This window comes from Clostridium sp. CTA-19, assembly GCF_054767855.1.
This window is the reverse complement of the sequence record NZ_BAAABH010000009.1, coordinates 100,608-123,944: the sequence shown is the minus strand read 5'-3', so window position 1 is coordinate 123,944 and position 23,337 is coordinate 100,608. Positions and strand designations below refer to the sequence as shown.

Annotated in this window: 16 protein-coding genes, 1 pseudogene and 1 riboswitch; of the genes and pseudogenes, 2 read left to right on the top strand and 15 right to left on the bottom strand. The window is 25.5% G+C overall.

Annotated elements, in window-relative coordinates; translation table 11 throughout:
* The 3 genes and pseudogenes from ACYUE0_RS07200 to ACYUE0_RS07190 form a co-directional block, all read right to left on the bottom strand.
* Positions 1 to 251, bottom strand: a 251-nt coding sequence (locus ACYUE0_RS07200; RefSeq protein WP_460270025.1) for a helix-turn-helix domain-containing protein, incomplete at its 3' end; no start/stop codon positions are given.
* Positions 214 to 750: pseudogene (locus tag ACYUE0_RS07195) on the bottom strand (IS607 family transposase); the annotation flags it as partial. The pseudogene ACYUE0_RS07195 and the gene ACYUE0_RS07200, both read right to left, overlap by 38 nt.
* A gap of 209 nt (positions 751 to 959) precedes the next feature.
* On the bottom strand, positions 960 to 1,616 hold the full coding sequence (locus ACYUE0_RS07190) for a hypothetical protein (protein ID WP_460270024.1): 657 nt from the start codon (positions 1,614 to 1,616) through the stop codon (positions 960 to 962).
* A 712-nt stretch (positions 1,617 to 2,328) separates the two neighbouring features.
* Here ACYUE0_RS07190 and ACYUE0_RS07185 point away from each other — a divergent pair.
* On the top strand, positions 2,329 to 3,732 hold the full coding sequence (locus ACYUE0_RS07185; protein WP_460270023.1) for an alanine/glycine:cation symporter family protein: 1,404 nt from the start codon (positions 2,329 to 2,331) through the stop codon (positions 3,730 to 3,732).
* A gap of 564 nt (positions 3,733 to 4,296) precedes the next feature.
* The gene (locus tag ACYUE0_RS07180) at positions 4,297 to 5,700 is read left to right on the top strand and encodes an alanine/glycine:cation symporter family protein (protein WP_460270022.1); all 1,404 of its coding nucleotides are present in this window, start codon (positions 4,297 to 4,299) and stop codon (positions 5,698 to 5,700) included.
* Positions 5,701 to 5,874: 174 nt separating this feature from the next.
* On the opposite strand, the gene ACYUE0_RS07175 is transcribed toward ACYUE0_RS07180, so the two are convergent.
* The 12 genes from ACYUE0_RS07175 to ACYUE0_RS07120 all read right to left on the bottom strand — a co-directional run bounded on the left by ACYUE0_RS07175 (position 5,875) and on the right by ACYUE0_RS07120 (position 23,334).
* Complete coding sequence (locus tag ACYUE0_RS07175) at positions 5,875 to 7,350, bottom strand: hypothetical protein (RefSeq protein WP_460270021.1); 1,476 nt, start codon at positions 7,348 to 7,350, stop codon at positions 5,875 to 5,877.
* A 356-nt stretch (positions 7,351 to 7,706) separates the two neighbouring features.
* Positions 7,707 to 8,537, bottom strand: a complete 831-nt coding sequence (locus tag ACYUE0_RS07170; protein ID WP_061994411.1) for an energy-coupling factor transporter transmembrane component T family protein — start codon at positions 8,535 to 8,537, stop codon at positions 7,707 to 7,709.
* Positions 8,537 to 10,240 carry an ABC transporter ATP-binding protein gene (locus ACYUE0_RS07165; protein ID WP_460270020.1) on the bottom strand — a complete coding sequence of 568 codons (1,704 nt, stop codon included), beginning with the start codon at positions 10,238 to 10,240 and terminating at the stop codon, positions 8,537 to 8,539. The genes ACYUE0_RS07170 and ACYUE0_RS07165 overlap by 1 nt, the downstream gene beginning before the upstream one ends.
* A gap of 403 nt (positions 10,241 to 10,643) precedes the next feature.
* A complete protein-coding gene (locus ACYUE0_RS07160) occupies positions 10,644 to 11,201 on the bottom strand; it encodes an ECF-type riboflavin transporter substrate-binding protein (protein ID WP_460270019.1) in 558 nt (185 codons plus the stop codon).
* 214 nt (positions 11,202 to 11,415) lie between these two features.
* Complete coding sequence (gene thiT, locus ACYUE0_RS07155) at positions 11,416 to 12,015, bottom strand: energy-coupled thiamine transporter ThiT (RefSeq protein ID WP_460270018.1); 600 nt, start codon at positions 12,013 to 12,015, stop codon at positions 11,416 to 11,418.
* Between the two features lie 92 nt (positions 12,016 to 12,107).
* Positions 12,108 to 12,767 (bottom strand): thiaminase II, encoded by a 660-nt coding sequence (gene tenA, locus ACYUE0_RS07150; protein ID WP_460270017.1) that lies wholly within the window; start codon positions 12,765 to 12,767, stop codon positions 12,108 to 12,110.
* 121 nt (positions 12,768 to 12,888) lie between these two features.
* A riboswitch (TPP riboswitch) is annotated at positions 12,889 to 12,990 on the bottom strand.
* A 453-nt stretch (positions 12,991 to 13,443) separates the two neighbouring features.
* Positions 13,444 to 14,097 carry a tRNA (guanosine(46)-N7)-methyltransferase TrmB gene (gene trmB, locus ACYUE0_RS07145; protein ID WP_061994416.1) on the bottom strand — a complete coding sequence of 218 codons (654 nt, stop codon included), beginning with the start codon at positions 14,095 to 14,097 and terminating at the stop codon, positions 13,444 to 13,446.
* 251 nt (positions 14,098 to 14,348) lie between these two features.
* Positions 14,349 to 15,854 carry a DUF1846 domain-containing protein gene (locus ACYUE0_RS07140; protein ID WP_061994417.1) on the bottom strand — a complete coding sequence of 502 codons (1,506 nt, stop codon included), beginning with the start codon at positions 15,852 to 15,854 and terminating at the stop codon, positions 14,349 to 14,351.
* Positions 15,855 to 16,189: 335 nt separating this feature from the next.
* Positions 16,190 to 18,553: a sensor histidine kinase gene (locus ACYUE0_RS07135; protein ID WP_460270016.1), complete on the bottom strand. Its 2,364-nt coding sequence runs from the start codon at positions 18,551 to 18,553 to the stop codon at positions 16,190 to 16,192.
* 229 nt (positions 18,554 to 18,782) lie between these two features.
* Positions 18,783 to 19,550 carry an APH(3') family aminoglycoside O-phosphotransferase gene (locus ACYUE0_RS07130; protein ID WP_460270015.1) on the bottom strand — a complete coding sequence of 256 codons (768 nt, stop codon included), beginning with the start codon at positions 19,548 to 19,550 and terminating at the stop codon, positions 18,783 to 18,785.
* Between the two features lie 264 nt (positions 19,551 to 19,814).
* Positions 19,815 to 22,157: a cation-translocating P-type ATPase gene (locus ACYUE0_RS07125; RefSeq protein WP_460270014.1), complete on the bottom strand. Its 2,343-nt coding sequence runs from the start codon at positions 22,155 to 22,157 to the stop codon at positions 19,815 to 19,817.
* Between the two features lie 517 nt (positions 22,158 to 22,674).
* A complete protein-coding gene (locus tag ACYUE0_RS07120; RefSeq protein ID WP_460270013.1) occupies positions 22,675 to 23,334 on the bottom strand; it encodes a hypothetical protein in 660 nt (219 codons plus the stop codon).
* Positions 23,335 to 23,337: the final 3 nt, after the last annotated feature.

Here is a 23,337-nt window from a genome sequence, read left to right as displayed (position 1 = left end):
TGTTTTGTAGCTTTAGAAGATACTTCTTTTATCCACTTTTTATCTTGGTTATTAGGGATATACTCATTATTAAGCCATTTTGAAAAATCCATTCCACTTACAAATCTTTTTTCTTTTTGATAAATTTCTTTATTATGAGCAAGATAGAAGTTATATATAAACCTTGATATTCCTATAGTTTGGTGTATTTTTATTTTTTGTGCTAAAGTAGGTTTAATCTCTATCTTGTAAGCTCTTTTCAATTTCTTCATCCTCCTTAATCTTTTTTTTATACTTTCTAAGACCATAAATTCTGCAACTAAAAACATGTAATATTGATATTATATCTTGAACTAATTCTTCTTGAGGTGAAAGACTTTCATTATTAACAACTATTATTTTGACATCAAATTTTGCTAAAAATCTTTCAAACCAATTGTAACCAAAACGTATAAATCTATCTTTATGGGTTATTAAAATAGAATCAATTTTATTTTCCATACATTCATCTAAAAGTTTATTCCATTTTTTTCGGTTATAATTTAATCCACTTCCTATATCAGATATAACGTCATCAACAATAATACCTTTAGCATTTGCAAAATTCTTTAGAAATTCAATTTGATTTTTCAAATCATCTTTTTGATTGTTGGTAGAAACTCTTGTATAAATGATTACTTTTCTTTCCATTTCTTTTTTAAAACCTTTGAATTCTAAATATTGGTCATAAGTATAATACCTTCGATTAGTAGGAGTTCTTTTTGCTTTTAATATACTCACTTCCTTTTATGAGTACATTTCAACACATTTTTACACTAATTTTAATAAATTTAGCAACTATTACTTAGCTCCTATATTCAATAATCCCAAAGAAGCTTCTACATTTATTATATATCAGATTTAAAATAATTAATTAATCTATTTTAATATCTAATAAAAAGTAGTCCTAAAATAGAACCAATTAAAATTCTATCTTAGGGCTACTTGTTATTCCTTCTATATACATTGTAATTACACATATAAATATATTCCTTTACCATAATTTTATTTTCTATATTTAATATTATAGATTTTTTCTTTAGATTAGTATTCATACAATTTTCACAAAAATTATATACTTTTCTATTCGGAAATATTATATATTTAATTATATTTAAATCTAACTTTACGTAATTTCTAATAAAATATTTTTCATTTTTTAAACTCATAATTTTTTCATTGTCTAAATATATTCTAATTCCGGGATAGTACTGTAAATATTTAATATCTAAATCCTTTTCATCTTGTAAGTTAAGTATACTAACTTCTGATTTTGTTGAAAATTGATTATAGAAATTGAAATAATCTTTATCTTCCTTAAATTTATATAATATACTATTATTTAAAATTTTAATTTCATTTTTTAAAAGATGAATATAATCTTTTATTGTTAACGATCGGCATAAAAAACTATACTCTGTATTATCTTCACAATTAAATTTATAATGCATCTCATTTTTTATATCCTTAGAATTTTTTTTACTTTTTTCTTCTCCAAACTCCTTCATTAATTTATAGAATTTATTCATATTTTCAATATTTTCAAATATATAGTTATTCTTTTCAAAAAACTCTTCATTATTATTTAAAGATTCCAAATTTTACTCCCCCCAAATTACAATAAATTATCTCCACTCATTAATTTGATTTAAACACGTAAAATACCTTTATTTTTCTTTTAAATTTCTGTTAATTTATGTGTATATACATTTATGTTTACATTTTTCTATTTGTTAAAATTTAAATATAAATTATTTTAGTTATTTTATTGAAAATTGATTTTTTTCTGACTTTTTTGTATACTTATATACATATAATTACTTTTTGTTATTATTTTTATATTTTTTACATTTTTCTACATTTCTTTCTATTTACTTTTTTATAAAATACAAAATCTATTTCTAAGTTCATATATTTAAGATTTTGATTTTCAAAAGGGTTATAAGGTTAAAATTATTTAATAGCTTTAAATTATTTTTATACAAAATGTAGTGTTGAATTTGAAGTTTTTCGAATCATGTCTCACTATTTTGGGTATCCAAGTCTTGGAACTAATAATTTTAAAATTTAATTTTAATTAAGAATTATATTGATTATTGCTCAATATGTTCGTAATACTAAAGTTATTTTTTACTTTTAACTCTTAATTCTTAAATTTAACTAATTATAACTGTACTCATTTTTTATCAATTAATACTAAAAATTTTATATTTAATTTAAAATCAGAGATTATAACCCTAAATAACAATCATATAAATTTTTTAATTATTATTCAATAGAGATTAATTTTAAACTTAAGGGGGAATTTAAGTGGAATCTTTTAATAACTTTATTGCAACAGCTAATAACTATCTTTGGGGATATGTACTAATAGCCCTTTTGTTAGTTCTTGGCATATATTTTTCTATAGGTACTAAGTTTGTTCAGTTTAGATATATAAAAGAAATGTTTATACTTCTTTTAAATGGAGGTAATAAGGATAAAAAGAAAGAAGGTAGTGTATCTTCCTTTCAATCCTTTTGTATAAGTACTGCTTCTAAAGTAGGTACTGGTAACATTGCAGGAGTTGCTATTGCTGTAGCTTTAGGTGGTCCAGGAGCAGTCTTTTGGATGTGGCTTATAGCATTAATTGGTGGTGCTTCTTGTTTCGTAGAATGTACATTAGCACAAATTTATAAAGTTAAGGATGGAAATGCTTACAGAGGTGGTCCTGCCTATTACATGGAAAAAGGACTTAATAAAAGATGGATGGGAGTATTATTTTCAATACTTATTACTATTTCTTTCGGACTAATATTTAATTCTGTACAAGCTAATACAATTTCAGTGGCCTTTAATAGTGGATTTGGAATAAGTAAAACTACTATAGGTATTATTCTTGTTGTTGCTACATCTTTGATAATATTTGGGGGGGTTACAAGAATTGCTAGGGTTTCTGAAATAATTGTACCTATTTTTGCCATAGCTTATATAATTGTATCACTTTTAGTCCTTGTACTAAATATTACTCAACTTCCAAATATCTTAAAAATAATTTTTCAAAATGCCTTTGGATTAAAAGCAATTACATCTGGTGGATTAGGAGCTACTATAATGCAAGGTGTCAAAAGAGGTTTATTCTCTAATGAAGCTGGTATGGGTAGTTCTCCAAATGCTGCTGCTGCTGCTGAAGCATATCATCCAGTAGAGCAAGGTCTTGTTCAAACTCTAGGTGTTTTTGTTGATACTATAATAATTTGTAGTGCAACAGCATTTATAATTTTATCTTCTGGAACCTATGCTGATTCAAACCTTACTGGTATAGAATTGACACAACATGCACTTACTTCACAAATAGGTTCTTTTGGTAATTATTTTATAGCTATTTGTATTTTATTATTTGCTTTTAGTTCCATAATAGGTAATTACTATTACGGAGAATCTAATATAGAATTCATTAAAACTAATAAAATAGTCTTAACCATATATAGAATTTGTGTTGTTGGAATGGTTATGTTTGGTTCTTTAGTTAAAGTAGAATTTGTTTGGAATATAGCTGATTTTTTTATGGGTTTAATGGCAATAATAAATTTAATAGCTATATCATTTTTAGGTAAATATGCATTCTTAGCATTAAAAGATTATACAGCTCAGAAAAAATCAGGCATTAAGAACCCTAAATTTAAAGCATCATCTATACCTGGATTAAAAAATGCTGATGAATGGGAAAATTAATTAATTATTTATTTCTACTATAAAATATTATATAAATTAATCTCTAATGGATTTTCATAATATAAAAATGTCTTAAAATTTATTTTTATTATTTTAAGACATTTCCTTTTTTGTATATTTTTATTTTTCAACAAATTTCCAATTTATTGTTTTACCACTTTAAATCATATTAATGCATATAAAATTATAACTGTTCATATTTTTTTAACATTTCAATTGTAATTTTTATTCATAAGCTCCATAAAATCCTCTTCTTTCTTTATTTAACGCACTATAGATACCATTTTAAAAACCTCTCTTTATTTTTTAATTTTTTGTTAACTGTTTATAAAAACTACTTATTTTTGAATTTTTCTTTAATTTAACTATCATTTTACTGTTAATTTGTTCTATTCTTATTTTGTTGAAAATTGACTTTTTTTAGTGTATTTCGTATTATTATTATATATTGAAAATTCATTACTTTATTTGCGTTATTTATTTAATATATAAAAAAACATAAATACGTTCATACTAAAATAATTCATAGAGATTAATTTTTATTTTTTACTGAGGAGGAATTTCATGGACTTTTTAAACAATTTAATTTCAACGACCAATAACTATCTTTGGGGATACATACTAATCGCACTTTTAATATTATCAGGCTTATACTTCTCTATAAAAACAAACTTTGTTCAATTTAGGTACATAAAAGAAATGTATAGACTTCTTGTTAGCAAGGATAGTAAAGCTGGCGGTAAAGATGGTAAAGTTTCTTCTTTCCAATCATTTTGTATAAGTACAGCTTCTAAAGTTGGAACTGGAAACATAGCAGGAGTTGCTATCGCTGTTTCTTTAGGTGGCCCTGGTGCTGTATTTTGGATGTGGGTTATAGCTCTTATAGGAAGTGCTTCTGGTTTTGTAGAATGTACTTTAGCTCAAATCTATAAGGTTAAAGACGGTAAAGCATTCAGAGGTGGTCCTGCTTACTACATGGAAAAAGGACTTAACAAAAGATGGATGGGAATAATTTTCTCAATATTAATTACAATATCTTTTGGATTAATATTTAACTCAGTTCAAGCTAATACTATTACTGTAGCTTTCGATAGTGCTTTTGGAATAAGCAGAAACGTTTCTGGAATCATTATAGTTATTCTTACATCATTAGTAATTTTTGGTGGAGTTACAAGAATAGCTAGAGTTTCAGAAGTAATAGTTCCTATTTTTGCTATAGCTTATATAGCAGTTGCAATATTAGTACTTGTTTTAAATATTACTCAAGTGCCAGCAATATTAAAACTTATACTTGAAAATGCATTTGGGTTTAAATCAGTAACTGCTGGTGGACTTGGTGCAACTATAATGCAAGGTATTAAAAGAGGATTATTCTCTAACGAAGCTGGTATGGGAAGTTCTCCAAATGCTGCTGCTGCTGCTGAAGCATCTCACCCAGTTGAACAAGGATTTGTTCAAACATTAGGAGTTTTCGTTGCTACTTTAATAATTTGTAGTGCTACAGCATTTATAATATTAGCATCTGGAACATATTCTGACACAAACCTTACTGGTATAGAATTAACACAACAAGCTTTAAGTTCTCAAATAGGGCCATTTGGTAGTGTATTTGTTACTGTATGTATTTTCTTATTTGCCTTTAGTTCTATAATCGGTAACTACTACTATGGACAATCTAACATAGAATTTATAAAAGCTAACAAAGTATTCTTAAATGTTTATAGAGCGTTAGTAGTTGCAATGGTTCTATTCGGATCATTAGTAAAAGTAGATTTTGTTTGGAACTTAGCTGATTTGTTCATGGGAATTATGGCTATTGTAAACTTAATAGCTATACTATTCTTAGGTAAATACGCTTTCTTAGCTTTAAAAGACTATGTTGCTCAGAAAAAAGCTGGTATTGAAACTCCAGTATTTAAAGCGTCATCTATACCTGGATTAAAAAATGCTGATGAATGGGAAAAGTAATTAAATTTTTCCAATCATCTCACTAAATAATAGTAAAATTTAATTTTTAATTATTTATATTAATGTAGAACTTATAACTTTTTATCAATTAATCTCTAATGAATTATATAAACAAAAAGGTACTTTAAATTATTTTAAAGTACCTTTTTAAATTTAGCTATACAACTTTTAAACCTATTTTTCCTTTAACCCTTCACTTAATACATATTGAAAATCCCGTAACTCTTCTATTGATGGATAAGTTAATTTTAAATACATTGCCTTGTTTATAGTTTTTAGTGCATCTTCATATTGTGATACTAAATATTTAGCCTTTGCTACATTATATAAATATTCCATAGAATTATTTTTGGTTTTTATTAATTCATCGTAGTACTTTAAAACCTTTGTATAATAATATTTATTATACTTATTTATTTCAATAAGATTTCCTTTTATCCATTTATACATGCTTATTTCATAACCTGTTTTTTTCTTTTTATACCATAATACTATTTCATTCAATTTTTCTTTTTTAGTTTCCAAATTTACAACATCTATTTTATTAAAACATAGTATAGTATCCGGAATTAAACTACTTATTTTTTTATCTTTATATTCTAACAAATCCAGTCTACAAGTAAAGTTTCGTATTTTCCATCCTACTATTATATTTTTATTTTTTCTAGAACACACTTCTTTTATATTTAAATAACCTATATCATCCCCTTTTCCTTCATAATCATCTACAACCTCTAATCCATCTTGAGTAGACTTACATACTCCTATATGACCATATCCTTTATAATTATAAGCATATATAATTTCATCTTCTTTGTCATTATCTAAATCTAATTTAATAATGTCATTTTTACCACCAAATTTATTTAAAGAAATAATTTCTGATCCTTCTGGTATAATATCTTCTATATTTAGATAGATTTTACTCTCCCTTAAACTATTATATGTTTTTCCTGTTTTCATAATGGATTGATATATAACTTTCATTTTCCCATATTCATCTATATCTAATAATGTTTCTATAATTCCTAGCATATGTTCATTCGACGGTTCAATCATAATTTGTTGTATTAATAATGAGTTATAATTTTTTCCTACTTGTTTTACTGGATAAATAGCATTTATGGCAGATATATATGGAGCGTTATTACCTAAGGCTTTTCCATTCCTGCTATATATAAGATTTAAATATTCATCATTACTGTCACTAATATTTAAAACAAACCTTTTTTTAGTTTCCTCACAGAAAATTTCAATATTATAATTATCTAAATATCTAGCTTTAAATTCATATTTTTCATAAAAATTATTATAATTAAAAATTTCTGTTAATGTTCCATCTTCATACTTATATACATATGCAATTAGATGTGCTACTTCTCCTCCTAAAACACCTCTTATCATAATCTCTTGTTTATCACTTTCAGTAACATTAATTAAGTCCAAATCTAAATCACAGCCTTTTATATTTAAATGCATAGTTTCTTCACTCATTCTTTTTTGCTGTATAACAACATCTACTGATTCATAGTAATTACTATCTTCTTCAAAAGGACATCCCATTAAAAGAACTAAATCCCCTTCACTTTTTCCTGTAACATAACCATTTTTTACAGAAATTATATTTTTATTGTATCTGTATAGGCCCATTTCTTCCTCCCAAATTATTCCTTATACTAAACAATATATTTAATATATATATTTTAGATACCAAATTAAGTTAAATTTTTACATAACATAAAACCTTCACAACGTTTTTATGCTGTGAAGGTTTTATATTTACTATTTATATAGGGAAACAAGCATGTGCGTAAAGCTACTCCATTTTATGTCAATAAAATATCTTTCTTTTAATTTATTAAATAACCTTAAAATATTTTCATACAAGATGCAGTGTTAAACTTTTACCTTTTAACTATTAACTAAATGCAGTTGTACTTATTTTTATCAACTAATACCAAAGACTTGATGAATAAACTTAAATATATCTTTTAAAATTTGAAATTCTATATAAATGGATTATAAAATCTGCTATTATTTTTTAGTGTAAAGTATAAAGATAAAATAAATAACCCTGTTACTACAATTAAAGCTATATAATCATTTTTTCTAAAATCTCTTGCATTATACCATGTACGTTTTTTCATTTTTCCAAAAGCTCTTAACTCCATAGCTGCACTTATAGTATCTATTCTATCTAAACTTGAAAATATTAAAGGCATAAGTATAGATGCTGAGTTTTTTATTCTTTTGCTTAACTTTTCTTTTTTAGACATATCTATTCCTCTTGCTTGTTGTGCAAAAGAAATATCTTTATAATCCCTTTGAATATCTGGTATATACCTTAACGCTATTGCAACTGAATAAGCTATACGATAGTTGACACCTATTTTATTTAAAGAAGCTGCAAATTCACTTGGATCTGTAGCTAGTATAAATAAAAGTGCTACTGGTATTACGGAAAAATACTTTATTGTTATATTAAATTGATAAAATAATTGTTCTAATGTTAAAGAATAATTACCTAGCATATGAAATAATACATGTTTAGTTTTGTATATTTCTACACCTTGATAAGGTGAGAATATAAATATAGCTATATTATTAAGTAATAGGAAAAATAATATGAAGTATATTATAATAGCTACATTTTTAAACTTCAATTTAGACATTTTAAAAATAACTATACTTAAAATAAACATTATTACTAATACCCTAGTATCATACGTTAACATAGATGCTAAGGCCCATAATATAAAAAATATAAGTTTTGTAGCTCCCGTCAAGTTATGTATTATTGAGTCTTTATTTATATAAGACAGCATCGTATCACTCATTATTTTCTTCCACCCCTATCTTCTTCAATAAATCTTTCAATAAACTTTTTAGGATTATCTATATGAGATTTTAATGCCAATTTTTGCAAAGATGTTTCTTTAAGATTAGCTACCTTTATTATTCTATCATCAGTTAAAATATTCATTGATAAATCATCAGCAATCTTCTCTCCCTGTGATAAAACTATAGCTTTGTTGCTATACTCCAACATTAGATGCATATCATGAGTAATCATTATAATAGTTACTCCCTTTTTATTTAATTCTAATAAAAACTCCATAATTTCATTATAATGCTTAAAATCTTGTCCAGCAGTTGGCTCATCTAATATTATTATTTCTGGATTTAAAACTAAAATTGATGCTATTGTGACACGTTTCTTCTGTCCAAAACTTAATGCAGATATTGGCCAATTTCTGTACTCATATAATCCACAAATTTTTAAAGTTTTATATACTCTCTCTTCTATTTCTTCTTTATCTATTCCTCTGACCTTAAGTCCTAATGCAACCTCATCAAATATCATAGTTTTAGATATCATTTGATTGGGATTTTGCATTACCATACCTATTTTTTCTGCTCTTTCTTTTATTGTTCTCTTTTCTATATCCTCACCATCAAAAAATATTTTTCCACCAGTTGGCTTGTAAAATCCACATATAAGTTTAGAAATAGTCGACTTACCTGCTCCATTTTTTCCTACTATACTAACCATATCTCCTTTTAATATATTAAATGATACATCTTTTAATATTTGTTTTTCTTCATTATATTGAAATGAAACATTCTGAAGTTCTAGTATAGATTTATTTTTTTCTCTTTTCTTTTCATCTACTGAATTAAGGTACCAACTATTTAACTTTTCTTTACATTCATTTATATCTATTATTTCTACATTTTTAGCGTTCATTTCCTCGGTAATATGACATCCTGCATATTTAAGCGCAGTTATATATAAAGGTTCCCTTATTCCATTTTTAATTAAAATATTTGAAGCTAAAAGCTTATTTGGTGTAGTGTCAGCTATTATCACCCCTTCATTCATAACTATTATTCTATCAACATCACAATGTAGTACATCTTCCAACCTATGTTCTACTATTAAAACTGTTTTATTAGTTTCCTTTTGTATTTTATCTATAAATTCAATAGATGTTTTTCCTGATGCTGGATCTAAACTCGCTAAAGGCTCATCAAAGAGCAATATATCTACATCATCAACAATAGCTCCTGCTAATGTTACTCTTTGCTTTTGACCACCGGATAAATTATGAGGTGATGAATATAAGTGACTATTTATATCAACTAATTCAGCTACATATTCAACTTTATCTTTCATATCCTTTTGCATGACACAACAATTTTCTAATTTAAAGGCTATATCTTCTCCAACTGTTAGTCCAATAAATTGGCTATCTGGATCTTGTAGTACTGTTCCAACCATTGTAGATATTTCAAAAATACTTAATTCATTAGCCTCTTGTCCCATAATTTTTAAACTTCCAGTAGTCTCTGCTTTATATGAAAAAGGAATTAACCCATTTATACAATTTGAAAGAGTACTTTTTCCACATCCCGAAGGTCCTACTATAAGAACTTTTTCTCCTTCATATATAGTCAAATTTATATTTTTTAATGTAGGTCTAGCTTGAACTATATATTGAACTGAAAAATCATTAAATTCTAAAATCGGTTTTTTCATATACCGTCCTCCTTTTTAAATCTATACAATAACTATTCGTTATTTATATATACCTGTATTATATAGGGAAACAAGCTCGCATTTAAATTTATTCAATAACTTTAAAATATTTTTATGCAAAATGTAGTGTTGAATTTTAAGAATTTCCGAGCATGTCTCACTATTTTGGGTATCCAAGTTTTGGAATCAGTAAATTTAAGAGTCAACTTGGAACCCTATAGAACTTCACAATTATATTTTTATTGCTTAACTAAAACAACAAATCCACTAAATGATATTTACACTGTTAAATAAAACCTTAACTTAAAAAAACTTTGTACCACAGTTTCATCCTAAACTTTCTATTTTTACAACATATTGATTTTTTCAATTAAAATACCGGAGTTGTTTCTCCGGTATACTTTTAGTATTCTTTATCTAAACTACCCTTTTGGGTTCTAGTTTTAGCATAATTTATTATAAGGATAGTACCTAATATTCCAACTGTAATAGTATTAGATGTTCCCCCTATAATTCCTTGTAAAAACACCTTATTAGAAGGCTCTGCATATATTAAAATATCTAAGCTTGGTGCAAGTAACCCCCACGCTACAATATTTGATATAATTTGTACAATATTAAAAACAATAATCTGTTTTTTCCCAAAAATCCCTTCATTAATCTTAATTTTTTTACAACCTACGCCTATAATAAACCCCATAATAGCAGATGCTATAACCCAGCTTATCCAAGGTGAACCATAAAAAATTATATCTTTTAATCCATGGCCTATAAGACCGATTAAAAATCCTGCTAAAGGACCATACAGTAACGCCATCAACGCTAAAAATGCATACGCAGTTTCTATGTTTGTATTCGGTATACCTGTTGGTATTGACCCAAAACGACCTAATATCATAAATACGGCAGATCCAATTCCAACAGCTACAATTGTTTTAATTGGTAATGTATTACGTTTCATCTTTATCTCTCCAAACATTTAATACAATTAAAATTTCATAGCATTTTAAATTATAATTTCATAATTATACACCGTTAAATATAAAATTAAACAAGCTAAAAGTCAAGTGACATATTAAAATTAAGCATTAAAAAACTACCCTAAAAAATTTTATTTTAAGATAGTTTTCAATTTATTCATGAAAAATAGATTAAAATTTAAACATAAAATAAATTTATACTGGTTTAGCTATTTTACTAAATCTTTTTATTGGTAAAACTGCCATTAAACCAACTGTTAACAATCCCTCTACCCCTGCACTACTTATATTATAGACAAATGAATATAACCAAACATTCATTCCTTCAGGTGCATATTGCCCAAAGAAGACTGCTCCTGATACTATATTTACAAATACACTTAGCGATACTGCCAGTAAACAGCCTCCAATTAAATTTAACTTTTTACTACTTCCAAAAGTGCCAGCAAGCCCTAGCGCCATTGTTGAAAGCACATAATCTAATAAGAACTGTGCTGGATGTACTACCGTTGCTCCATTTAACAGTTTTAAAAGTCCAAAAATCATACCGCCTGTAAGCCCTACTCTTCTTCCATATAATATAGATAGAAGCATTACAGGTAACATAGAAAATAAACTAATCCCCCCACCTTGAGGATATTTTATAAATTGTATTAAATAAAGTACAAATGATATTGCACTAAACATAGCTGTGATAACCATAGTTCTTATATTGAATTTTTCTTTTCTTAAGTCTATAAAATACATAATCATTAAAATTACACTAAGTATTGTAACTAATATAACCATTATCATACTCCTTTTGATTTTAATATAAATATCAATCACTAATTAAATTTGAAAAGAAGAAAATTTTTTACTTATATACCAGCATAACATAACCAAATTTACATATCTTGATTTGCCATGTTCCAAAACTCCATTTCATAAAGGCTACATTTTACAAATATATCTTTTAGCCTTTTTTTTTCCTTTTCATTTAAATCATTGCAAATTTTATTTACATATTCTAACCATACATCTGTAAAATCATTAAAATCTTTAGAAGAATATTCTTCAATCCAAGGCCTATAAAAGTTTTCTTCTAAATTATCTTTATAATTTTCTAACAAATACTTACCTATATAATTATAACTCCAAGTGCATGGTAATGTTGCAATAGCTATTTCTTTTATATTCCCTGTTAATGCTATAGACTTCATATAACTTGTATAATTTATTGTAGCAATGTTATACTCCATTTTTTCAACATCCTCTATCTTATAACCATGATCTGTTAAATACTTTATATGGACTGCTGTTTCATCTTCCATAGTTCCCTTAGTTGAACTATAAAAAAACTTCATCTCTTCCATAGTATCCGCCTTTACAACCCCTACACAAAATACTTTCGCATATTCCTTAAGGTATAAATAATCTTGTATAAGATATTTCATAAATTTATTTTTATCCAATGTTCCATTAGCTAAATTACATATAAATGGATGTTTTTTGTAGCCTTCCCATATCTCTTTCGAACTTGAATATAAATAATCTGTAAATTTCATAAAACTCCCCCCTAATCTTAAAATTAAAAATTTTCTAAACACAATAAAAGCTATACCCAACTTGGATATAGCTTTTTATACTTAAATATAAAACTATAAAATTTGCACAAAACTAAAACTTCTCGTTTTAATAACGCTTTCCTACGCTGGTATTATCCAATTTCAGGTTCAAGGGTTAGTATATCAATACCTCTCAGCTTTAATAGCACCCCTAGCTAATTATATTATTCTCTTTTCAATATTTATTATAAAACAAATATATTAAAATATCTACATTTATACTAAATATTCTTAATTAATATTAATTCCTTTTTATCTATTATAGTGTTCCAAATTAAATTTTAAACTTATTTGTTTATCAAATAAGAAAATTCAAATTAATATTTTATCAATAACTAACAGATTATTTTAGTTAAAAGTTAAGAGTGAATAGTGAACAGTTGTGGTTATTACTACTCACTTCGTTCCTAGTAATTCTCAACGTATCTTTTTATAAATTTTCAAAGCAAATTATATTGATAGATTTTTTAAAATCATTTTCAGAAAGTGGTTGCCACTTTCATCCTAAATTCTTAATTCATAATTCATAATTCATAATTCTTAACTAACTATATTTGTACTTATTTTTCTCAACTGATAACAAAAATTTATCACCGTACATTTATTATAAATTTTATTATAATGTTGCTATTAAAAACTTTGTTTTTATTCCTTGTGCTGTAAACATTTCTTCATGTTCTGTTACAACATTACCTTCAAAATCACTTTTATGTAGATCATAAGTTATGTACTTTATATTAAACTTGCACTCTTTAAAATACTCTAATGACTCTTCAAAAAGTTCATCATCATCAGTTTTAAACCATATTTCTCCGTTCTTTTTTAAAAAGGTTTTATATTTATTTAATTGTCTTGTATGTGTTAATCTTCTTTTTTTATGTTTTTCTTTTGGCCACGGATTACAAAAATTTATATATATTTTCTCAATCTCATCTTCTTCATTTAACATCTCTTCAATAAGACCAATTTCCTGTGCCATAAGTTTTACATTATCAACTTTTCTTCCTTTTTCATCAACTGCATTTTCTATATTTCTTTTTGCTAAAACTAAAACTTCATCTTTTATATCTATAGCTATATAGTTAATATTTTTATTTTCTGCAGCATGTACAGCTATAAATGTACCTTTTCCGCAACCTAACTCTAAATATAAAGGTTGAACTTTTTTAAAACTTTCTTTCCATTTCCCTTTATGTTCACTAGGTTTAGTAACAAAGAAATCACAACTCTCTAATTCTGGCCTAGCCCACGGCTTTCTTCTCATTCTCATATTAAATCACTCCATATCTTACAATATATCTTCATATTTTTCATGTAAATCACTAGCCTTTATTATACATAAAGCCTTTAATTGTATCAATCATAGTTAAAACTTAACATATAATTTTAAACTATAAACTCTTAATATATAACTTTAGTTTAACTTTTATATCCCTATGTTGTCTTTAAACATAATAAAAGGGCAATCCCTTTTATTATATTATTGTATTTTGAGATTGCCCTATAAAAAATATATTCTATTTAATTGTAATAAAGATTTTCTGATGGATATTCTGGGTCACAAGTTATATCTATTCCAATTTTTCTAAATGTCTGCTCATCATTTTTGTTTAATATTGTAGTTGAATGTGCTTGACATCCTTTAAGCATTGGTAATTTTGCCATAGCAACTTGTGCCATAGGGTTTGTAGCTGCACAAATGCTAAGTGCTATTAATATTTCTTCACATGTTAATGCTGTGTTTTTACTACCTAATGTTTTAGACTTTAAGTTTATTATTGGTTCCAATATAACTGGTGATATTAAATGTATTTCATCTGATATATTAGCAAAATGTTTAATAGCATTTAATACTACTGCTGCTGTTGCATCCATAACATTTGAACTTTTACCTGTTAATATAGTTCCATCTTCAAGTTCTAAGGCTACTGCTGGACATATTTCATTTTTTGCACAGTTTTCTTTAAGTTTTGCTGAATGCTCTCTCGCTGGCATTACAACTTTTCTATCTTGCTCTTTTAAATTAAGTTCTTCCATTATAAGTTTTACTCTTTGGAACGTATCTTTATCTGCATAACCTTTTTTATAATCACATGCTGTTTTAAAGTATCTTCTAATAATTTCTTGCTGTGATGCATCTTTTACTACCTCATCATCAATTATTCCATATCCAACTCTATTAACGCCCATATCTGTTGGAGATTTATAGACAGCCTCTTCTCCAGTTATTTTTTCTATAATTCTTTTTAAAACTGGGAAACTTTCTATATCACGGTTATAGTTTACTGCTACTTTCCCATAAGCATCAAAATGGAATGAATCTATCATATTTACATCTTTTAAGTCTGCTGTAGCAGCCTCATAAGCTATATTAAGAGGGTGTTTTAGAGGTACATTCCAAACTGGGAATGTTTCAAACTTCGAATATCCTGCTACATTACCTCTTCTATACTCATGGTATAACTGGCTAAGACATGTTGCAAGCTTTCCACTTCCTGGTCCTGGTGCTGTAACAACTACTATTGGTTTACTTGTCTCTATGTACGGATTTTGTCCATATCCTTCATCACTAACTATAGTATCTACATCTGTTGGATATCCTTTTGTAGATTTATGTTTATATACTTTTATTCCTCTACGTTCTAACTTATTTATAAATACTTTAGTTGCTGGTTGACCTTCATATCTAGTTATTACAACACTATTCACGTCTAGTTCATAAGATCTCAAATCATCTATTAGTCTTAAAACATCCATATCATATGTAATGCCAAAGTCACCTCTTATTTTGTTTCTTTCAATGTCCCCTGCATATACACAAATAACAACTTCAACTTTTTCTTTTAATTTATGTAATAATTTTATTTTTGCATTCTCATCAAAACCTGGCAAAACCCTTTTTGCATGTAAATCAAATAATAATTTTCCACCAAACTCAAGATATAGTTTGTCATAATTATTAACTCTTTCTAAAATATATTTTGATTGTTCTTCAAGATATTTCTTATGATCGAATCCTATTTTCATTTTTTCACCCTCACTTATTAAGACTTAATTTTTTTATTAATTTATGACCTTTATTTAAATTTTTAATTAATAATAGTGAGTATTTTATTTATAAATTACTCACTATATCAACTATTAATATTTAACTTTATTTATTTATAGTATCTGTCTTTTATTCTAAGTTTATGTTGTTTATTTAATTTATCATTACAAAGTTAGATGATACCACAAATTTTATAATATTGTATAGATAAAATTTTTAAAATACAGTGATTATATTAAAATATCTCTACTCTATATTGATTTTTTTCAATATACTATTGTTATACAAAATAATCCAAAGTAAATTTTGGTTTTTAATATAAATCATAAAATTCTACTGATACTTTTTCATTTACCGATTTTATACTATTATTCATTAATAACATATTCATTTCATCTTTGCAATTGCACTTTACAATAGGAAGTTTAATAATAAATTCACTACCTTCTTCTAATTCCTCATTTAAATAAACTTTGCCATCATGTAGAGCTATTAAAGATTTTACTAATGCTAATCCTATACCTGTCCCACTTTTTTCTTTGTTATAATTTTTATTACTTTGTGCAAATCTGTCAAATATATGCTCCCTAAATTCTTTTGGTATACCTATACCATCATCTTTAACTCGTATTATAACAAAATCATCCTCTTTGGAAATATACACCAATATATTTCCTTGTTCTTCTGTAAATTTTATGGCATTAGATAATAAATTTAAAATTACTTGTTCTAATTTATCTTTATCACTTTTTATCTCCAACTCTTCAAAGTCTGTATCAAATATAATGTTTATATTTTTTATATCAGCATAAGGAACTACTGACATTGTTACGTCCTCTATTAATTTAACTACATTATAATCTTTAAAATTCATTTTCATAAATCCACTTTCAATTTTAGTTATATCTAATAAATTATTTACAAGTTTAAGCATTCTATTACAATTTTCTCTTATAATACTCTCATATTTATCATAAGAACATAGAAAATCCTCTGTACTTAAATTTTTCTTATTATTTAAAAGTTGTACAGATGAATATATTATATTTATCGGCGTTCTAACTTCATGAGATAAATTAGAAAAAATTTCCGTCTTTATTCTATCATATTCTTTTATTTCATCATATTTTTCTTTTAAAATATCAACTTCATTTTTACAGCTAAGATCTCTAGAAACTATTATTTTTCCTATAGCCTGTCCTTCTTCGTTTAGCATATTACTTATTAAGGAATCTACTACAATCAATTTTTCTTGCTTAGTTAAAATTTTATGCTTAATCCAAATATGATTTTCATAATCTGAATCTAAAAATTTATTGTTACAAACTTTAAAATTAATTAGTTTGCTATAATGTTTATTATTAAGCTCATTCCTATCATAATCTAAAGTTTCTAAAACTGCATTATTAACATATGTTATTATTCCATTATTGTCTATTGTTATTATTAAGTCTTTAATATTTTCAGTTATTGTTGCTAATTTATTTTCGCTTATAACTAATCTTTTATGTGCTTCATATTCATCTGACATATCTACTAATGTACATACCATCCTATCAACATTATTATTAAGGTGAATCTTTTGTATGTCTAAGTTATGAACTTTTCCATCATTAAACAGCACTTTTTTATATAATCCATCCTTCTCGATTTTAAACTCTATTTCCTTTTTATCATTAAAAATAATATTTTTTTTCAACCTTAATTCAAGTTCTTTATTCTGTTCTTCTCTTGAACTAAACTTATTGCAGCTAGATTCTCTTATTTTTTTATTAGCATACACTATATTTTCATTTTCGTCATATACTACAATTTCGTTTCTTTGATTATATTCAGCCAGCTCATAAAATATCTTTAACTCTTTTTTTAATCTATCACTTTCTTTTTCTTTTATAATCATTTCAATGAATAATCCTAAAATAAGTGAATTAAAACCTAAAAAAGTTAATATATTGCAACTAATATATATATTTTCTATTTTAAATTTTATAAAATATAATAAATAAATTCTTTTTATTGTAAAAAAACCTAAACTTAAAATAATAATTGTATATATAAAATCTTTATTCTTTTCACTTTTTTTCGTAAGTAAAGTTAATATGAAAATATAGTAAATTATAAAAATGCAATTTATATTTAAATACAAATTTTGTTTAAACATATTATTATTAATTTTTGATAAATTTAATTCAAAATTATTTAGTAATATTGTTAATATTATTATTGTAATTATTGAAAAAATTTTATTGTTTTCCATTAATTTAATTAATTTATTCTGCTCTTTTTTAACTGTAAATGTAATTAATACTGTTCTTAAAATATATGCACCAATAATCAATGATAATCTTGCATTTAAATCATGGCTTTGATTATACAACTTAAAATTAATATATAATCTTTCCACTGTAAAACTTAAATAAAATAAAGATATTATAAAAAAATCACTTTTTTTATATGTATAATAATAAATCCAGCAACTAGCCATAGAAATAATAGCTAAAGTCCCATTTATTATTTTAAAATCATAGGCCGTAATATATTTATCTATTGGTAAATATTTAATATAAAATGCTCCTAAAAAACTTATAATAAGTAAAATCAATGCTATATACATAATTATTTTATTAATATCTAACCTGGATATTGTTTTCTTGTCTTCAGTTAACTCTAAATTCATAATAAACCTCATCTATAAAATTTTTATAATCTTATACCATAATAAATTAAGATGCCTAATTATTTTTTAATTTACCTCTTTAATATTATTATATTTCATGTGTTTTTTTTAGTCTACATTATTATGTATTTTTTTACAAATTAGTTTAAATTTCGACTTTTATAAAAAATACAACCTATAGTTAAAAATTAACTTAGATTGTATTCTAGAATTGTACTACTGTATTTATTTAAAATAATTCATCTAATAAAATATAATAAGCAATTTTATTAGCATCATATTTATCCAAACCATATTCATCTAAAAATAATTTTACATAATGATCATCACCAAAATTAGTTCTTATACTTCTACATGCAATTCCTATATCTTGATATCTATCGCCAATACCACCTCTTCCCCAATCTATAAAACCACTTATTTTTCCGTTATGTTGAATTATATTAGGTAGACAGTAATCTCCATGAACTAATACTAAATCTTCACATTCAGGCCTCATACTCTCTAATTTATTAGCAATTTCTAAATAATTTTTATCCTTACTACAATTAAAATTCACAAGTTTTTGCTCTATATTTTTTCTTCCTTCTTTTAATTTAACATCTAAAGTTTGAAATATATTACAGTTTTTAATATCTATATCATGAATCATTCTTAATCCTTTAGCTAAATTTTTTATTATTAACTCTTTGTTACAACTTTTTCTTAGTAAATTCAGCGTATTTTCTCCCTTTATTTCTGACATTATTAAAATTTGATTATTACAATCACCTATATATAGTAATACTTCTGGAACATTTATCTTTCCTTTGAGCCAATCCAGTAAATTCACTTCTTGCTTAAATATTTCATATTTACTTTTACATGTTTTCAAATAGGCATTTCTATTTTGCATATTAATTTTAAATACTTCAGCTTTAGAGCATCCAATACATACTTTTTCTATGTTATCCATATCTATCAAATCACAAATCTCCTTAGGTAAATTCAAATTCATAGACATTCTCCTTTTAAACAGATTATTTATAAAATAATAGTTCAAAAACTTGATTTATACTTTCTAAATAACTATTTTATATCCATAAAAATTTATTTTTATGGATATAAAAGAAAATAATAGAAGCAAATTACAACATATATTTTATGAAATTCAATACTGTCAGATTCTAGTAATAATTGTTTATTATTAGGTCCTGCCAACACAAGATTTCGTGAAATAGACAAGTAATTTGCTCTATTATTTAATAATTTCCCCTTTATTTTAACAAACCTGCGGCTTATTCATTATTTTTTTTACTATTTTAGGTATAAATATCATACCTAACGTTCCTATAATAGTTATTATAAGCATTCCATTAGCTTTTGTAGTAACAAATGGTGCTATATCAAAAATATTTCTTACAAACGGTATAGTAAACGCCCCTATAAACAATAATACCATTCCAAACAATATCAATATTCTATATAGATTTAATGGCCTTGACACCTTAAATACAACAAATAAACTTAATGCAGTAAACACAACTAAAGATAATGATGAAGACTGTTTCATAGAAAGTCCACTATGAAAGCCCACAAGAAAAGCAATTGTAGTACTTATCCCTATCATCACCCCATTAGGTATTGACACTTGTAAAACTCTTTTCAAAAAATTCTTTTTAATTCTTTCTTTGTTAGGTGCTAACGCTAAGAAAAATGATGGTATTCCTATAGTTATACTCCCAATTAAAGTTAATTGAAATGGAGTAATAGGAAATGGTAATCTTAATAGCGAAAATGATATACACATAATTATAAAATATACTATTTTAGATAAGAAAAGTTCTGATACTTTTTCTAAATTATTTATAAGTTGACGTCCTTCTGTTACAACACTTGGTAATGAAGCAAAATCTGAATTCATAAGTACAAGTTGTGCCACCGCCTTTGTAGCATCTGCACCACTAGCCATAGCTATACCACAATCAGCTTCCTTTAATGCTAAAACATCATTAACTCCGTCCCCTGTCATAGCTACCGTATGCTCATTAGATTTTAAAGCCTTAACTATTCTTCTCTTTTGATGAGGTGTCACTCTACCAAATACACATGTCTCTTCTACAACTTTAGCTAATTCTTCTTCACTTTCTGGAAGTAATCTAGAATCAATATATTTTTCTCCATTTTTAATTCCAACTTTCTTAGCTATAGCTGAAACAGTTATCGGATTATCTCCTGATATAATTTTTATTTTTACATTTTCTTTTTCAAAATAATCTATAGCTTCTTCAGCGTTATCTCTTATTATATCTTCAAGAAATACAAGCCCTACCCCCTGTACATTTCCATTTAAATTCTCATTTAAAATTTCTCCATTAAATTTTGCTAATAAAAGAATTCTTTTTCCAGCCTCTGCTGCACTTTTGACACATTTAGCTATATTTACATAACCTTCTTTTAAAATAACCTCTGGTGCACCTAATACCCATGCTCCTTCATCTTCAAATTCTACAGCTGTCCATTTTCTTTTAGATGAGAAAGGAATTTTACTTTTTACTTTCAAATTTGGATTTTCCTTAAATTTGTCAAGTATAGCCTTATTAGTCTGATTCCCACCTAAAAAACTATATGCTATTGCAGATGTATATTTTTCTACATCTTTTATATTATTTTCTTTTAATGCTACAATTTCACTTACTTTTAAATCACCTTTAGTAATTGTTCCTGTCTTATCTAAACATAACACATCTACACGAGCTAAAACCTCTGTAGCTGGTAATTCCTGAACAAGAGTATGAAGTTTAGAAAGTCTTATAACTGCCACAACAAAAGTGGTGCTAGTTAATAAAATTAATCCTTCTGGAATCATTCCTATAATTCCTGTAACAGAACCAATTAATGCACTTTTCCAACTTTCATTTCCTGACATAAGTTGACTAGTGGTTAAAAGTACTCCTAATGGAAGTATCATCCACATTATTATTTTAAATATCTTTCCTGTAGATTTTTGAAGTTCAGAATTTATTAGTTTAAATTTCCTTGCTTCATTTGCAAGTTTTGCTGCATATGTTTCTTCTCCGACACAACGTGCTACTGCATAACACTGACCTGCTGTTACAACACTACCTGATAAAAGTTTACTCCCATTTTGCTTTAATATAGAATCTGATTCACCAGTAATCATAGATTCATCAACTTCCATTTCAACGTCTTGTATAACTTCACAGTCTACTAATATCTGATCTCCTGTCTTTAAAATCATTATGTCATCTATTACTATTTCATCTGCTGTAATATTTTTAGTTTTTCCATTTCTTATAACATATGCTCTTTTACTATTAATGACTGCTAACCTTTCTAATATTTTTTTTGCATGTATTTCTTGAAATGCACCTAATATTATATTTGCTATTACTATTACTATAAAAACAGCATCCTTAGGTGAACCTATTAAGATTAACAGCACTGCTAATGATATATTTAAAATATTATAGCTTGTTAATATATTAGCTCTTAAAATCTGAGCTAATGTTCGGGAAGGTGGTTTAGGAATATTATTAACCTTACCACGTTTAATTCTTTCTTCTACATCCTTGTCATTAAGTCCTTTTAGTTTTCCTTCCATAATATTTTAATCACCGCCTTTACTTTTGTTTTTATGATTTTAACCTTTGTATAAAAAGTTATAAGTTAACTTTTAAAACTATCCATTCAAAATCGGATTTAATAAGTATTGAACCATTGTCGAAAATACTTAAAATTCAATAAATAATTTCAAATAAAAATAGTTTTAGATTCTATGAGCAATTTTATTTGAACTTCTATTTTAACTATAGCTTAAATAAATACTACTTTTAAACCTTTCAACTGATAATTGCTAAGATTTAAACTTGCCTTACTCTATTATACATTAGCATTATTAAATTAACCTTAAATTAACATGACATAATCTTAAAATTACATTACATTTTTGAAATATATCTCTATTTTAAATAAAATTCATAAAAAATAAAAACAAAATAACTTAAAAAGCCTAATTTTATACTTATAATCTTTATTAGACAATAAAATTTAATTATATTAATATAATTATCATTGCATAATTTTACAAATAAATATAGGGTTTAAAAAAACCCTATATTCTAATCTTCTATAATATCTTTTTTATCTTCTTTTTTTATCTCATTTTCCTTTTTCATATTGCTTTCTTTTTTTATAGCCCTATTTGCCTTACTAAGTTCACTATTCGCCCTACTTTCTATATTATGAATAGATTTTTCTAATTTTAATTTTTGCTTAGAAACAAAATTATTAGGATATTTCACAGATTCAAGATATCCTAACTCTACTTTTAAATTTCCTTTAGTAGTATTTAATGAATGTATATTATCCATACTATTTCTAGCTTTAATTAAATTTTTAAGACTTTCGGAAACTATAACACCATCTTTTTCTTCATCACCACTTTTATTTTCTTTTTCTTTATTTTCTAGTTTTTCTTTTGTTTTTTCTAATTCTTTTTCTTTTTCTATCATAAGAGCTTGTTGCATTTGATCTTCTACTAACTTTATTTTAGCATCTAGCTCTTTATTTTTTTCAATTTTCTCTTCTGGTGTTAAATCTTGTTTTTGTAAATTTTCTTTTTGTTTTATTAAGTTTTCTTTAGCTTCTTGAAAATTGCTTATAATATCAGTTTTTTTAAATTTATTATTTTTATTTAAATTTAATTTTATATTCTCCTCATCCTTTTTAATTTGTGAAAACATAGTATTAGTTCTTGGAATTAGCCCTTCAACTCTCATTAT